Annotated in this window: 11 protein-coding genes; 6 read left to right on the top strand and 5 right to left on the bottom strand. The window is 48.3% G+C overall.

Translation table 11 applies throughout. The annotated features are described in order from the left end of the window. Window positions 1-3: 3 nt before the first annotated feature. The 4 genes from EX191_RS04390 to EX191_RS04375 all read right to left on the bottom strand — a co-directional run bounded on the left by EX191_RS04390 (window position 4) and on the right by EX191_RS04375 (window position 4822). Window positions 4-780 carry an enoyl-CoA hydratase gene (locus tag EX191_RS04390; protein ID WP_193447213.1) on the bottom strand — a complete coding sequence of 259 codons (777 nt, stop codon included), beginning with the start codon at window positions 778-780 and terminating at the stop codon, window positions 4-6. Window positions 781-829: 49 nt separating this feature from the next. Beyond that, complete coding sequence (locus EX191_RS04385; RefSeq protein WP_193447212.1) at window positions 830-1984, bottom strand: acyl-CoA dehydrogenase family protein; 1155 nt, start codon at window positions 1982-1984, stop codon at window positions 830-832. 95 nt (window positions 1985-2079) lie between these two features. Then, window positions 2080-3573 carry a CoA-acylating methylmalonate-semialdehyde dehydrogenase gene (locus EX191_RS04380; protein ID WP_029798081.1) on the bottom strand — a complete coding sequence of 498 codons (1494 nt, stop codon included), beginning with the start codon at window positions 3571-3573 and terminating at the stop codon, window positions 2080-2082. 70 nt (window positions 3574-3643) lie between these two features. Next, complete coding sequence (locus tag EX191_RS04375) at window positions 3644-4822, bottom strand: thiolase family protein (protein ID WP_193447211.1); 1179 nt, start codon at window positions 4820-4822, stop codon at window positions 3644-3646. Between the two features lie 209 nt (window positions 4823-5031). Here EX191_RS04375 and EX191_RS04370 point away from each other — a divergent pair, with 209 nt between their 5' ends. From EX191_RS04370 to EX191_RS04345, 6 genes are all read left to right on the top strand, one after another. Further along, entirely contained in the window at window positions 5032-5418 is a 387-nt protein-coding gene (locus tag EX191_RS04370) for a MerR family transcriptional regulator (protein ID WP_193447210.1), read from the top strand. A gap of 45 nt (window positions 5419-5463) precedes the next feature. Continuing rightward, window positions 5464-6633 (top strand): isovaleryl-CoA dehydrogenase, encoded by a 1170-nt coding sequence (locus EX191_RS04365; protein WP_193447209.1) that lies wholly within the window; start codon window positions 5464-5466, stop codon window positions 6631-6633. A gap of 104 nt (window positions 6634-6737) precedes the next feature. Next, window positions 6738-8345, top strand: a complete 1608-nt coding sequence (locus EX191_RS04360) for a carboxyl transferase domain-containing protein (RefSeq protein ID WP_193447208.1) — start codon at window positions 6738-6740, stop codon at window positions 8343-8345. A 105-nt stretch (window positions 8346-8450) separates the two neighbouring features. Next, the gene (locus EX191_RS04355) at window positions 8451-9233 is read left to right on the top strand and encodes an enoyl-CoA hydratase-related protein (protein WP_193447207.1); all 783 of its coding nucleotides are present in this window, start codon (window positions 8451-8453) and stop codon (window positions 9231-9233) included. Further along, window positions 9226-11286 (top strand): acetyl/propionyl/methylcrotonyl-CoA carboxylase subunit alpha, encoded by a 2061-nt coding sequence (locus EX191_RS04350; protein ID WP_193447206.1) that lies wholly within the window; start codon window positions 9226-9228, stop codon window positions 11284-11286. The genes EX191_RS04355 and EX191_RS04350 overlap by 8 nt, the downstream gene beginning before the upstream one ends. Next, window positions 11267-12169: a hydroxymethylglutaryl-CoA lyase gene (locus EX191_RS04345; RefSeq protein ID WP_193447205.1), complete on the top strand. Its 903-nt coding sequence runs from the start codon at window positions 11267-11269 to the stop codon at window positions 12167-12169. The genes EX191_RS04350 and EX191_RS04345 overlap by 20 nt, the downstream gene beginning before the upstream one ends. A gap of 87 nt (window positions 12170-12256) precedes the next feature. On the opposite strand, the gene EX191_RS04340 is transcribed toward EX191_RS04345, so the two are convergent. Next, window positions 12257-14878: an ATP-binding protein gene (locus EX191_RS04340; RefSeq protein WP_193447204.1), complete on the bottom strand. Its 2622-nt coding sequence runs from the start codon at window positions 14876-14878 to the stop codon at window positions 12257-12259. Between the last annotated feature and the right edge of the window lie 2 nt (window positions 14879-14880).

The raw sequence follows: 14880 nt of genomic DNA, 5'->3' as shown, positions 1-14880 counted from the left end.
CCGCTAGCTGTTTGTCCATTGTGGCTTACGCTTTTGCAAGAAGGCGTTTACACCCTCAGTCTGATCTTGTGTATTGAACAACTGCAAGAACAGTTCACGCTCTAAAACCAATCCAGCCACGTGAGTTTGGCTGCGTCGACCTTGAATGAGCGTTTTGCACGCTGACACAGATTTCGGTGATTGACCTGCAACACGCTGCGCTAGTTCCATAGCCGCTTCGAGTGCTTGACCTTTCGCCACCACCTCTTCGACTAAACCAATTTTTTCCGCTCGCTCGGCCGTCACTCGTTCGCCACATAGAATCATACGCTTCGCCCAACCTTCACCTACCAACGCGGTCAGGTTTTGTGTCCCTCCCGCACACGGCAACAAACCTACCGATGCTTCAGGAAGTGCCATTTGTACTTGTTCTTCTGCGATACGAATGTCACACGCCATCGCCACTTCCAGACCGCCGCCCATCGCATAGCCATTAATCGCTGCGATAGAAACCCCATCGAATGCAGAAAGCGCTTCAAACGTTTCACCAAATGCGAACGCCATGTCTGCTGCTTGTGATTTATCACCCGATGCAAAGTTGTTGAGATCCGCTCCAGCAGAAAAGAATTTCTCGCCTTCGCCCGTCAGTACCAACGCATAAATAGAGCGATCATTACTGAGTTCAGTCGCCAACTCTTTGAGCTGATTTAGGGATTCAAGCGTCCAAGTGTTCGCTGGCGGATTACTAATCGTGAGTTTGGCGATATGCGCTTCGCGCTCCAATTTGATTTGTGCCGTCATAATCTTTCAGTCCTTTTTAATTTCTTTAGGTAAGGCTGTGTCTCGCTTTCTAGAGCAGTTCAACGCCTTCCGTTAGTAATCGTCTTGCGACGATCAGACGCATGATTTCGTTGGTGCCTTCAAGAATTTGGTGAACACGAACGTCTCGGAAATGGCGCTCAACAGGATATTCTTTGATGTAGCCATAGCCGCCATGGATTTGCAGCGCCTGATCACACACCTTAAAACCCACATCCGTTGCAAAGCGTTTCGCCATTGCGCAGTAGGCGCTTTTTTCTGCGTGTTTCGCGTCCAGTTTAGCGGCAGCGAGTCGCACCATTTGACGCGCAGCGACCAGCTCAGTCGCCATATCAGCAAGCTTGAACTGCAACGCTTGAAATTGCGCCAGTGAACGGCCGAACTGTTTGCGTTCGTTCATGTATTGCTTGGCTTCGTTCAGTGCTTGTTGCGCAGTACCGACGGAACAAGTAGCGATATTGATTCGACCACCATCAAGGCCAAGCATGGCGAACTTAAAGCCTCCTCCCTCTTCACCCAACAGATAGTCAGCCGGAACGCGGACATTTTCGAAGGTGATCATGCGCGTTGGTTGGCAGTTCCAACCCATTTTGGCTTCTTTTTTACCGTAGCTAATGCCTTCGATGTCAGCAGGAACGACGAACGCAGAAACGCCACCCGCCCCTTCGCCGCACGAACGCGCCATCACGACGAGAACATCTGTATCACCCGCGCCCGAGATAAACACTTTTGCGCCATTCAAGACAAACTCATCACCATCACGCACTGCGCTAGTAGTTAGAGAAGCGGCGTCAGAGCCTGCATTGGGCTCGGTTAAACAGTAGGAAGCGAGCTTTTCACCCGAAATTAAATCCGCGCTAAATTGCTGCGCCACTTCCGCTTTGGCAAAGCTGGTGATCATCCACGTCGCCATGTTGTGAATGGTCATGAACGCCGTCGTCGCGGTACAACCCATGGCCAACTGCTCGAAAATGATCGCCGCATCCAAACGAGACAATCCCAAACCACCATGCTCTGGCGGCGTATAGATGCTCAAAAAGCCAAGTTCACCTGCTTGACGCAGTACATCTTTAGGGAAGTGATGGTTTTCATCCCACTCGGCCGCGTGCGGCGCTAACATTTGGTCTGCAAACTGCTTTGCTACTTCGGCAAACGCGAGTTGCTCTTCGTTTAATTCAAAATCCATCTTGAAGTCCTAAGGTCTAATTCGTTGCATTTTTATCCGATCCAAGCCCTCTAAAGGGTTGAAGGGCTTGGCTAGAGGTATCGTTAATCCAGTAATTAGCTAAGTTGAATAGTCATGTTTGGACCGCTTGGAATGTCATCTTCAAACCAACGCGCAGTGACGGTTTTCGTTTCGGTGTAGAAGCGAACCGCTTGTTTACCGTAAGCATGCAGATCGCCGTAGAAGCTGCCTTTCCAACCCGTGAATGAGAAGAACGGCAATGGCACTGGAATCGGCACGTTAATACCTACGTTACCCACTTCGATATTGTGCTGATACTTTCTCGCGGCAGCGCCGTTCGCCGTGAAAATAGACGTACCATTACCAAAGCGGTTTGCATTGATCAGTTCAATAGCTTCATCTAGGTCATCCACTTCCATAGTTAACAGTACAGGCCCGAAAATCTCTTCCTGATAAATCGACATGTCTGTCGTCACATTGGTAAACAGTGTTGGACCGACCCAGTTACCGTTCGGGAAGCCAGGTACTTGGCAATCTGTCCCATCCAGAACACAGTTCGCGCCAGACGCTTTACCTTCATTAATCAGATTCACCACGCGCTGCTTCGCTTGCGGGCTAATCAGTGGGCCATAACCGGCGGTTTCATCGTCCCACGCCCCTGGCTGAACTTGAGCTAACGCCTCTTTAAGCTCTGGAATCCACTCTTTGGTTTCGCCGACAAATACTGCCACCGAAATCGCCATACAGCGTTGGCCTGCGGCACCGACTGACGCGCCAACTAGGTTATTGATGACTTGCTGCTTGTTTGCATCTGGCATGATGACCATGTGGTTCTTCGCACCCGCAAATGACTGCACGCGCTTTAGGTTGTCCGTACCCGTTTTGTAGATGTACTCACCAACTGGCACTGAGCCAACAAAAGAGATCGCACGAACGACTGGATCAGTCAGAATGCGGTCGACTTGCTCTTTGGTGCCGTGAACAATTTGCAAAACACCTTTCGGGGCGCCTGCTTGTTCAAATAGCTCTGCCAATTTCATTGCAGTCAGCGGAACTTGTTCCGAAGGTTTTAGAATAAAGGTGTTGCCACAAGCGATCGCCATTGGGAACATCCACAATGGAATCATCGCAGGAAAGTTAAACGGTGTGATGCCAGCACAAACACCGAGCGGTTGAATGTAAGAGTAACCATCAATATTGGTTGCGACGTTTTCCACCGTTTCACCCATCATTGAGCTACAAATGTTCGCCGCTTGTTCCACCACTTCAATCCCACGCCAAATGTCACCCTTTGCATCCGCAAGAGTTTTGCCTGTCTCACTTGAAAGCAGTATCGCCAACTCATCGTGTTGCTCTTTTAGCAAGTGTTGGTAGCGCAGCATCAATCTTGCACGCTCCGGCGCAGCGACTTCTTTCCAACGCTTGAACGTTTCCGTTGCGCTAGCAATCGCCGCATTCATTTCTGATTCCGTGGCACAAGGCACTTGCGCAATCACTTCGTTGGTTGCCGGGTTAGTTACATCTAGCCATTGTTTTGAGTCGGAGATGGCAAATTCACCACCGATATACTGCTTTACTTGTTCTGTCATGATGACATCCTTGTATTTTTCAGCTTGTTACTGACTACTGTTATGTAAGTGAAACTTTGTTGAGAATGAATTAGCAGATTTCAATCGCGATGGCGGTAGCCTCGCCGCCACCAATACAAAGCGATGCAACGCCACGTTTACCGCCTGTTTGTTTAAGAGCGTGAATCAAAGTCACGAGGATTCGGTTACCACTCGCACCAATTGGATGCCCCAACGCACAAGCGCCGCCGCGAGGGTTCACTTTGCTCTCGTCCAATTCGAGTGCTTTCACCGCGTATTGAGCGACAACGGCAAAGGCTTCATTGATTTCCCAAAGGTCCACGTCTGATTTGTCCCAGCCCGTTTTTTCCAGCAGCGTTTCAATCGCGAATACGGGTGCGATGGTGAACTCATCAGGCTGTCTTGCATGCGTGCTGTACGCGACAATTTTGGCTAGAGGTTGAACGTTTTCCTGACGGCCAAATTCACTATCAACCAATACCATTGCCGATGCACCATCAGAAATAGAACTTGAGTTGGCTGCCGTTACGCCGCCATCTTTGGCAAACGCAGGTCGTAAGGTGGGAATTTTATTGACGTCGAGTTTACTCGGTTGCTCATCGTCTACCACCAAGGTTTCGTCGCGTCGACTTTTTACGTTAACAGGCACGATCTCTTCTTTGAACAAACCTTGCTCAATCGCTTGCTGCGCACGAGTCACCGACTGCTGCGCCCAGATATCCATACTTTCACGGCTGAACTGATACTTTTGCGCGGTTTGTTCGGCAAAGACACCCATCAATTCGCCTTGGTAAGCATCCTGCAAACCGTCATAAAACATGTGATCAAGCACTTGCTCGTGACCTAAACGGAAACCATCACGCGCTTTCTTTAATAGATAAGGAGAAGACGACATGTTTTCCATACCACCAGCGATAACCGCATGCGCATTACCAGATTGAATAAGATCATGGGCCAGCATCACGGTTTTCATACCCGAGCCACAGACTTTGTTCAGTGTCGTACAACCAATCGATTGTGGCATTTCTGCTTTAAGACTTGCTTGTCTTGCTGGCGCTTGCCCCACGCCGGCGGGTAAAACGCATCCCATCAACACTTCGTCTATTTTTTGCACATCGAGTTGGCTTTCGGCTAGTGCCCCTTGGATGGCTTTCGCACCGAGTTCCGTGACATCGGTTGAAGCTAATGCACCTTGAAAAGAGCCGATAGGCGTTCGCTTGGCGGCAACAATCCATGTTTCATTTTTCATTCCATTAACCTTTTGTTGACGTTTACGTCATAACTATACTAACATTTACGTTAACGTCAAGTTTGAGGTTATTGTTTGTTCGAGTGATTCTTTGATTTCGAGTAAATGCGAGTGATATCAAGGCTCAAGAGTGGATGTTGTTTGTTTACTTTAACGTTAACGAATTGTATATTCATGTGAATGTTATACGAAAGTCGTAAGGTTAAGGAATGAACACATTTAAGATCAGCGAGCTCGCGAAAGAGTTCGACATTACTACTCGAAGCATTCGCTTCTACGAAGATTTAGGTCTCCTAACTCCAGAACGTAAAGGCAACACTCGAATCTACAATGGTCGTGATCGAATTCGACTAAAACTGATTTTGCGAGGTAAGCGATTGGGCTTTTCTCTTGCAGATATCAAAGAGTTATTTGAACTCTACGATACCGATCAAAGTATTGAGCAGTTGAACTATATGATTCGGTTGATCGAAGAGAAGAAGGCAGCATTGCAACAGCAAGCAAACGACATTCAAGCGGTAATGATGGAGTTAAATGCTGCGCAGTTGCGATGCCAAAACACACTGAGATCCATGAAAGGCGAAAAAGTCACCTAACACCTCAACTCTGGGATGTAGGTGACGTAAAGGCAAGGACACGCAATGAAATCTACCTACTCTTCCCTGAACTTTGTTTATGACGAAAATACCGATTTGCTTCGCGAGCAAATCAATAGTTTTGCTGCAAGAGAAATTGCGCCGCTAGCGCAATCTATCGACCAATCTAACGACTTTCCAAACCATCTTTGGTCCAAACTGGGTGACATGGGTCTTTTAGGTGTGACCACCAGCGAAGAGTTTGGTGGTGCGAACATGGGTTATCTCGCCCACGTTATCGCTATGGAAGAAATCAGTCGAGCATCCGCTTCGGTTGCGTTAAGTTACGGCGCTCACTCCAATCTTTGTGTCAACCAAATCCACCGCAACGGCACACGAGCACAAAAAGAAAAATACCTACCAAAACTCATCTCCGGTGAACATATCGGTGCCCTTGCCATGAGTGAACCCGGTGCAGGCTCAGATGTGGTCTCTATGCAGCTTAAAGCGGAACGTAAAGGCGATATATTCCTGCTAAACGGCAACAAAATGTGGATCACCAACGGCCCAGATGCGCACACCTATGTTGTCTACGCCAAAACCGACCCAAGCCAGCACTCCAAAGGCATCACGGCCTTTATCGTAGAACGCGGATTCCCTGGATTTACTCAAGCACAAAAACTCGACAAGTTGGGCATGCGCGGTTCGAACACTTGTGAATTGGTATTCCAAAACTGCGAAGTCCCTGCTGAAAACATTCTTGGTGAAGAAAACCAAGGCGTGAAAGTGTTGATGAGCGGTTTGGACTACGAACGCGTTGTCCTTGCTGGCGGCCCGCTTGGCATTATGCAGGCATGTATGGATATCGTTGTGCCTTATATCCACGACCGTAAACAGTTCGGCAAATCCATTGGCGAATTCCAGCTTGTGCAAGCGAAAATCGCGGATATGTATACACAAATGAATGCTGCTAAAGCCTACGTATATGCTGTGGCAGCCGCTTGTGATCGCGGTGAAACCACACGTAAAGACTCCGCTGGTGCGATTCTCTACAGCGCGGAACTGGCAACCAAAATGGCTTTGGATGCGATCCAGTTACTCGGTGGAAACGGCTATATCAATGAGTTTGATACGGGTCGTCTGCTTCGTGATGCCAAATTGTACGAAATCGGCGCGGGCACTTCGGAAATCCGACGCATGCTTATTGGTCGCGAATTGTTTAACGAAAGCGCCTAGTTATCATTCAACCTCAGGCGGACTGACTCAACACATTTCATTATTCAACCTAAATTGGTGACAGGCAATCTGTGCCTGTCACTCCGAATGGAGATCGGCTATTTATGGCTTGTTTGACGACCAATATTAATACCCACTCAGAGCAGTATCAGGAAAACTACCGCTCTATGGCGTCACTTGTGGATCAACTCTATACCGTGACCGCGCAAATCGAAGATGGTGGCGGCGAGAAAGCAAGAGAGCATCAGCAGAAGAAAGGTAAACTTCCGGTTCGTGAGCGCATTCTTGCCCTACTCGACCCCGGTTCATCTTTTTTAGAAATCGGTCAGTTTGCTGGCTGGGATGTGTACCCTGATTACGTTCCATGCGCGGGCGTAGTAGCGGGTGTTGGTGTGATTGACGGCACCGAGTGCATGATCGTCGCCAACGACGTGACGGTAAAAGGCGGCAGTTACTACCCACTTACCGTGAAAAAGCACTTACGCGCACAGGAAATCGCAGAGAAGTGTCAGTTGCCGTGTGTTTACTTAGTCGACTCTGGCGGTGCTAACCTACCCCGCCAAGATGAAGTATTTCCAGACAAAGACCATTTTGGCCGTATTTTCTATAACCAAGCTCGAATGTCAGCCAAGGGTATCCCGCAAATTGCGGTGGTCATGGGGCTATGTACCGCTGGCGGTGCTTACGTTCCTGCCATGTGTGACGTTTCCATCATCGTCAAAGAACAAGGTACGATCTTCTTGGCAGGACCTCCCCTTGTAAAAGCAGCGACAGGCGAAGAAGTCAGCGCGGAAGATCTTGGTGGCGCAGACGTTCATTGTCGCACCTCTGGTGTGGCGGACTATTACGCAGAAAATGATCACCACGCGTTAGAGTTGGCAAGACAAGCCGTTTCTCAAATTAACCACTTGAAACCCGTTCAACTCAAGCAAAAAGCACCACAGGAACCACGCTTTACTGCGCAAGAGCTGTACGGCATCGTCGGAACCGATCTTAAAAAGCCGTTTGATGTCAAAGAGGTCATTGCCCGAATTGTTGATGATTCACAATTTGATGAATTTAAAGCCTTGTTCGGTGAAACCTTGGTCTGTGGCTTTGCTCATATTCACGGAATGCCGATTGGCATTGTCGCTAACAACGGCATTCTATTCTCAGAGTCGGCGCAGAAAGGCGCGCATTTTATTGAGCTGTGCGCACAACGCAAAATTCCTCTACTTTTCTTGCAAAACATCACTGGCTTTATGGTCGGTCAGAAGTACGAAGCAGAAGGCATCGCCAAACATGGTGCGAAAATGGTAACTGCTGTTGCGTGTGCAGACGTGCCAAAGTTTACCGTGGTTATTGGTGGTTCGTATGGCGCAGGCAACTACGGCATGTGCGGCCGAGCTTATGATCCAACCATGATGTGGATGTGGCCAAACGCGCGCATCTCCGTCATGGGCGGCGAACAAGCGGCTGGCGTAATGGCGCAAGTGACCCGCGATATCAAAACGCGCAAAGGTGAAAGCTGGAGCACTGAAGAAGAGGAAGCGTTCAAACGTCCTATCGCGCAGCAGTACCAGACTCAAAGCCATGCTTATTACGCCAGTGCTCGCCTGTGGGACGATGGGATTATTGACCCTGCGAAAACCCGTGATGTTATCGGCATTGCTCTGTCTGCTGCGCTTAATGCGCCAATACCAGACAGTAAATTTGGCATCTTCCGCATGTAGCCGGATGCAAGGCAAACCTTAACTCCTCGCGAATACCGATGTTTATACAAGTAACGGTTAGCGAGCATTGGAATAGAGACTGAAATGTCAGACAAAGGAAGTCACATGACCGGACTACTGCTTGAAAAAGACAGCAATGGCGTTACTTGGTTGAGCCTCAATCGACCAGAGAAACACAACGCGTTTAATGATGAATTAATTGCTTCACTTATCGAAACCTTGGAAAAACTTGAGAGAGACGACTCTCTACGTGCATTGGTACTAACGGCACAAGGGAAACACTTTTCTGCGGGTGCGGATCTTGGCTGGATGCAGTCAATGGCCACCAAAACCGAGAGTGAAAACCTGCAAGATGCACAGCAACTAGCAAAACTTTTGCATACGCTGGATACCTTTAGCAAACCAACCATTGCTATGGTGCACGGCGCTGCATTTGGCGGCGCACTTGGGCTTATCTGCTGCTGCGATATCGCTATTGGTACACCTGAAAGCCGCTTCTGTTTGAGTGAAGTAAAGCTCGGTTTATTACCCGCTACCATCGGACCTTACGTAATCAGAGCGATTGGACAACGACAAAGCCGACGCTACTTTTTAACCGCGGAACTGATTGATGCCGAAACCGCGCTATCGATGAGTATTCTTCATCAGATAGACGCTCAACCACGTGAAGCCGTCAATCGCACCATTGATCACCTGCTCAACAACGGTCCACAAGCCATGCAGGCTGCAAAAGCACTTTGTTTACGCTGTGATAACCAACCTATCGATCATTCATTAATTGAATACACCAGCCAAGCTATTGCAACCGCTCGCGTGTCCAGCGAAGGACAAGAAGGGCTGACTGCGTTTTTTGAAAAGCGCGCCGCCAATTGGAGGAATCATGTTTAAAAGAATACTGATCGCAAACCGCGGTGAAATTGCCTGCCGAATCATTAAAACCGCAAAAAGCATAGCTATCGAGACGGTAGCCGTCTATTCCGAAGCGGATCGCAGCAGCTTACATGTTAAACAAGCGGATTTCGCTGAATTCATTGGCCCCGCTCCTGCGAGTGAATCGTATCTCGATATCGATGCAATTATCGGCGCTGCGAAAAAATGGCAAGCCGATGCTATCCACCCTGGGTATGGTTTTCTTTCCGAGAACCCGAAACTGGCGAAAGCGTGCAGCGAAAATGGCATTGTTTTTATTGGCCCTTCCACCAGCGCAATTGAAGCAATGGGTTCGAAGTCGCAAGCCAAAGCCATCATGTCTGAGGCGAACGTGCCCTTGGTTCCCGGCTATCACGGCACAGACAACAGCGTTGAGCACTTATTAGCGGAAGCGGAAAAAATCGGTTACCCAGTGATGCTTAAAGCAACACAAGGTGGCGGCGGTAAAGGCATGCGAGTGGTCAATAGCGCAGCCGAAATGCCGCTGGCCATCGACGGTGCGCAGCGTGAAGCGCTTTCAAGCTTTGGCGATAAGCAGCTTCTAATCGAAAAATGCATATTGCAGCCTCGCCACGTTGAAGTTCAGGTATTTGCTGACCAATATGGCAACTGTGTCTATCTTTCTGATCGCGATTGCTCCATTCAACGCCGTCACCAAAAAGTAGTCGAAGAAGCTCCAGCTCCCGGTCTTAGTGATGAACTGCGTAAACAAATGGGTAAAGCCGCGGTTCAGGCCGCGCAAGCTATCGATTATGTTGGCGCTGGCACGGTGGAGTTCTTACTCGATAGCCGCGGTGAGTTCTACTTCATGGAGATGAATACTCGTCTGCAAGTTGAACACCCTGTCACCGAGTTGATCACTGGCGTTGATTTGGTTGAATGGCAATTCAAAGTCGCAGCTGGCGAGCATTTACCTATTTCGCAATCTGAAATCACTCATAACGGTCACTCAATCGAGCTGCGAATTTACGCCGAAGACGCAGACAAAGACTTTATGCCGTCGACTGGCCGCATTGATTACTTAAAAGAACCCGTATCAGACAGTAATGTGCGGCTAGCTTGTGTACGTGTTGATAGTGGTGTTACTCAAGGCGATACCATCAGCGAATACTACGATCCGATGATCAGCAAACTGATCGTCTGGGGCCAAACACGTGATATCGCGCTCAAGCAGCTTAAGCAGGCGTTAACTCAATATCACGTACATGGAGTAACGACAAACATTGGTTATCTGAACAGCATTATTTCGCAGCCAGCCTTTGCCGAGATTGAGCTTGATACAGGTTTCCTAGTCACACACCAACAAGGCATAAGTGAGCAGCAAAGTGTGTCGGATTCGATCTGGTTAACGTTGGCGACCGTTGCTCGCTGGAATGTTCTCACTGCTAAATCAGGCAGCTCAACGTTACCCACGCCAACCAAACAAGGTTTTAGGCTATCAGTTGACAACGTTTATCGATTTAACTTCACGGATGCCAATGCCAACCATCAAGTACGCTTGCAACAACCATCGCAAGATACAGGGGCTCAGCACCTTAACCACTTCACAGTCCGATGTGGTGAGGAGTTGCATCAGGTCACTCTGCTTGAAAGTGGCAACCAGTTCGTCGTCGATATCGATAATGTTCGTTACACCTTTAACGCGCTTAGCGACGAGCACCAGACAACGCTGTTTTATCTTGGTCAGCAACGTACGTTCGCTCATCAACCAAGTTTTGAATCACCAAAAGGCAAAGACGACAAACTTAGTCCAACCGCACCACTGAACGGCGTGATCTCGGCGGTCATGGTAAATAAGGGAGACAAAGTAGCGGCTGGCGATCCGCTGTTAGTACTCGAAGCGATGAAGATGGAATACACCATTACCGCTCCGGTAGCAGCGATAATTGATGAAGTGTTTTATCAACATGGAGACCAAGTACAGCACGGTTCCATCCTGCTGCATTTGGCTTCTGCGCCCGAAAATATCAGTGAAGATAAGGAGCGTGAATATGCTGCCAACGAAAGTTAACATCGTCGAAGTCGGTGCTCGTGATGGCTTACAAAATGAAACGGCAGTGACACTGGTTGATAAAATCCGTTTGATCAATCTGCTAAGCAACAGTGGCTTAAAGCACATTGAAGCAGGCTCTTTCGTCTCGCCGAAATGGGTACCGCAAATGGCCGATTCCGATCAAGTATTTTCAGGTATCACGCAAAAGCCTGACGTGGTTTACAGCGCACTTACACCAAATCTCGCAGGGTTAGAACGTGCACTGGAAAGTGGCGTAAAGCAAATTGCGGTGTTTGGTTCGGCTTCGGAGGCGTTCAGCCAAAAGAACATTAACTGCAGTATTGCCGAAAGCCTCTCTCGCTTTGAGCCCGTTATCGAACTCGCACAGCAGCACAACATACCTGTGCGCGGGTACTTGTCTTGCACCATGGTTTGCCCTTACGAGGGAGTAATCAAGCCAGAGCAAACTACCAAGGTCGCAAATACACTGTTTGATATGGGATGTTATGAGATTTCGCTCGGTGACACTGTCGGTAAGGCAACGCCTAATCGTGTCATTGCCATGCTGGATTCGCTGTTAACGCAACTGCCGAAAGACGCGTTAGCCGTGCACTTCCACGATACCTACGGGCAAGCACTAGCCAATATTTACCAAGCCTTGTTAATAGGCATCAACACCATTGATAGTGCGGTTGCTGGTTTGGGCGGCTGCCCTTACGCCAAAGGAGCCAGTGGCAATGTTGCAACGGAAGATGTGCTTTATCTGTGTGAGCAACTTGGGATTGAAACAGGCATTGATCTTAAAATCATCAACCAAGCAGGTTGGCAAATTTGCCGAGCCTTAGGTAAACGGCCGATGTCGAAAGTGGCGTTAGCATTGGGTGATCCAAACAGCTTGTAAATTGCTCAACCTACGATAAACAACTACAAACGAGCATGTTTAATAACATGCTCGTTTTCTTTGAGCCGATTTAATCTAACCGAAACACTAAACAGAAGCGTGCTTTTCCTCTGCAAGGGTGTGGCATCCCCACTTCGCGATCATATTAAGCAAATCACTTTTCTGAACTGGTTTTGTCAGGTAATCATCCATACCTAATGCGATACTTTTTTGTTGCTGCTCTTGCATCGCATGTGCAGAAAACGCGACGATTGGACACCAAGGAAACGCACCACTTTCCTGTAACTCACGAATGTCTTTTGTCACGCCAAAACCATCTTTGTTTGGCATAGAAATATCGGTAATCACCAAGTCCGGAGAAAGCTGTTTATAAAGTTCAACGGCTTCAACACCATCTTCCGCCAACGTCAGTTTAACACCAGTGTCTTGCAACATTTTTTCAATCAATATTCGATTGATATGGCTGTCTTCTGCGACTAATAGGTGAAGACTAGAAAAGTCAGGGTTCTCATCTGAGGAAAGTTCTCGACGCTTTTGTGTCTTAGTAGAAAACAGAGCTTGCAGTTTATGCTGCGTGACCGGTTGCGGCAATAAACGATCCCGCTCGCACGACCATGCCTGCCCTTCCTCCATCACGCAAGGTGCAAGGAACAGTACCCGTTTGGCGGCGGATTCTGTCGCATCAAGCTCATAGAGCGCATCTCTATCTTGAGCATTGTTTACACTCGCGAGGATACGATCAAAACCATCCAAATTTTTACCCAAAGACTGCGCAGTTGACCAATCGTTGGCATGAGTAACTTCAATGCCAATCTCTTGAGCCAAATGTATCAAGTGTTGCACGCGCGGTTGATAATCATCAATCAACAATAGTCGATTTGCACTCAGCTCTATCGGATCGGAAAGAAGCTGACTTTGCTTAGGCAACTGCAAACTAAAGCTAAAACACGACCCTTTTCCAAAATCTGAATGCACACAAAGCTCGCCGTTGTACATGCTGATCAAACGTTTTGAGATTGCCAACCCCAAGCCTGTACCTTCATGGCGTCTTGTCGCGGAGGTATCGACCTGCTCAAACTTATCCATAATATGAGCCAATCGATCTTCGGGGATACCAATGCCCGTATCACTCACGGAAAAATCAAAACCGTGCTCACTTTCTCTGACTTTGAGTAGCACATGACCTTCGTCCGTGAATTTCACCGCATTACCGATCAAGTTAAGCAAGATTTGATTAATCCGACCTTTATCGCCGACCACGACCGTATTCATAGACAATGGCATATCAACCAACAACTTAAGGTTCTTTTTATCCGCCTGATAGGCACACAAAGCGGTGCAGCTCTCGACGAGTGAACGCAAGTCAAACTCCTCTTCAACTAACGTCAACTTGCCCGCTTCTACTTTGCTGTAGTCGAGGATGTCGTTAATAATCGTCACAAGGTTGTTGGCAGATTTGTGCAGCAAGAGTAATAACTCCCTTGGCTCTCGACGGTTTTCGTTCTCAAGCAATATCTCGCTGATCCCCATGATCGCGTTCATTGGGGTGCGAATCTCATGGCTCATGTTCGCCAAAAATTCCGATTTGGCTTGCATCGCCTTTTTCGATTTATCTAAAGCAGACGACAGACGCCTCTCCATCCTGCGCCTGTCGGTGATGTCACGCTCTACCGCAATAAAACGTAACAGCCCGCCATCTTCATCAAACACAGGAGAGAGCTCCAACTCGACCCAATACGGGTGCTTCGACTTGGTATAGTTGAGTATTTCAACCCTAATAGGAGAGTGCTTACGGACACTTTTTGAGAGCAATGCCACCGTATTTGGGTCTGTGTCTGGCCCTTGGAGTAACTCGCCCGGCGATTTGCCAATAACTTCTTCCAACGTATATTCGGTTAGCTGTTCAAACGCAGGGTTTACCCATGCAATAGTGCCGTCAGGGTGAGTAATGATGATCGTATCACGCGCATGTTCAGCAACCTCAGCAAGCTGAGATATTTTGGCCGATAACTGTTGCTGGGTTTGATGCTCTTGCTGAAGTTTAGTTTGCGCTTGCACTAAAGAGCGTGACATTTGGTTAAACGCTTCGCCAACACGTGTAACTTCGTCATTGCCTGAAATCGAAATTTGCGAACCCGGACCTTGCTGGGAAACCTTGATTACCCCAGTACGAAGAAGATCGAGCCGCTTCATCAAATAGCTACCGAGAGCATACGAAAACATGGCCACCAGCGACATTTCAATAAAGGCGATAACCAAACTTGCATGAGTCGCAAATGAAAGTACTTGATGTACATGTTCAACATTCACACCCATTTCAACCTTACCGAAAGTCTGCTCTCCAAGAGTAATCTCTTGCGCAACATCGTAAACTCCATCGGTCACATCAAACGGTCTCACACCAGTATCAACACCGCTGTAATCCCCCTGTAGCGTCAGCTCGACGCCATCTTGGTTAACAATACGAATATAAGCCAGCTCGTGCTCACTCACGACAGAACGAGCAAAACTGTCTAGATAGGCTAAGTCCGTCGCAATCACCGCATCTCTCGACGCCTGAGCAAATACACTCACCAAGTGTTGGCTCCCAACCTCGAGGCTAGTCTCGTTGGAACTTTCCAACCAATTAAGCCCACTAATGATGAGTACACCGAGCGCAAGGGCCTCAATAAGAGCAATGCCAAGTATCGTTTTCGAACGCAGCGTCATAG

The organism is Vibrio chemaguriensis, from assembly GCF_012275705.1.
Taxonomy (GTDB): domain Bacteria; phylum Pseudomonadota; class Gammaproteobacteria; order Enterobacterales; family Vibrionaceae; genus Vibrio; species Vibrio diabolicus.
Note: the sequence above shows the minus strand (reverse complement) of the source record. Positions and strands in the feature narration are given on the sequence as shown.

What these genes read in the sequence shown, in the direction of transcription:
- EX191_RS04370 (WP_193447210.1), top strand. Translation starts at nt 5,032, where the DNA reads ATGAACACATTTAAGATCAGCGAGCTCGCGAAAGAGTTCGACATTACT.
- EX191_RS04375 (WP_193447211.1), bottom strand. Translation starts at nt 4,822, where the DNA reads ATGAAAAATGAAACATGGATTGTTGCCGCCAAGCGAACGCCTATCGGC.
- EX191_RS04385 (WP_193447212.1), bottom strand. Translation starts at nt 1,984, where the DNA reads ATGGATTTTGAATTAAACGAAGAGCAACTCGCGTTTGCCGAAGTAGCA.
- EX191_RS04390 (WP_193447213.1), bottom strand. Translation starts at nt 780, where the DNA reads ATGACGGCACAAATCAAATTGGAGCGCGAAGCGCATATCGCCAAACTC.
- EX191_RS04350 (WP_193447206.1), top strand. Translation starts at nt 9,226, where the DNA reads ATGTTTAAAAGAATACTGATCGCAAACCGCGGTGAAATTGCCTGCCGA.
- EX191_RS04345 (WP_193447205.1), top strand. Translation starts at nt 11,267, where the DNA reads ATGCTGCCAACGAAAGTTAACATCGTCGAAGTCGGTGCTCGTGATGGC.
- EX191_RS04360 (WP_193447208.1), top strand. Translation starts at nt 6,738, where the DNA reads ATGGCTTGTTTGACGACCAATATTAATACCCACTCAGAGCAGTATCAG.
- EX191_RS04365 (WP_193447209.1), top strand. Translation starts at nt 5,464, where the DNA reads ATGAAATCTACCTACTCTTCCCTGAACTTTGTTTATGACGAAAATACC.
- EX191_RS04355 (WP_193447207.1), top strand. Translation starts at nt 8,451, where the DNA reads ATGACCGGACTACTGCTTGAAAAAGACAGCAATGGCGTTACTTGGTTG.
- EX191_RS04380 (WP_029798081.1), bottom strand. Translation starts at nt 3,573, where the DNA reads ATGACAGAACAAGTAAAGCAGTATATCGGTGGTGAATTTGCCATCTCC.
- EX191_RS04340 (WP_193447204.1), bottom strand. Translation starts at nt 14,878, where the DNA reads ATGACGCTGCGTTCGAAAACGATACTTGGCATTGCTCTTATTGAGGCC.